Source organism: Microbacterium sp. Leaf351 (assembly GCF_001423825.1).
Lineage (GTDB): Bacteria > Actinomycetota > Actinomycetes > Actinomycetales > Microbacteriaceae > Microbacterium > Microbacterium ginsengisoli.
Map to the genome: position 1 here is coordinate 25592 of NZ_LMPK01000021.1, position 302 is coordinate 25893.

Here is a 302-nt window from a genome sequence, read left to right on the forward strand (position 1 = left end):
CGAACAGCACACTGAACGCCTCGACCTCGACGACGTGCTCGCGTCGCTGGCGAAAATCCGTGAGTCGGAAGGCTGGATCGAGGAAGAAGAGAACCGGCCATCACCACGGCCCAAACGAGGCCGTCCCGCGCGAGCGAAATGATGAGGAAGCTCCCCGTGCTCATCGAACCCTTCACGGGAGAAACCGTCAGCAGCGTCTACCGCAGACTTACCACCCGCAACGCCGTGCCGGCCGGGGAACTGTGGACGACCCTCCGTCACGAGCGCCCGCGGCTGCCTCTGCGCACGACACCAGAACTCGT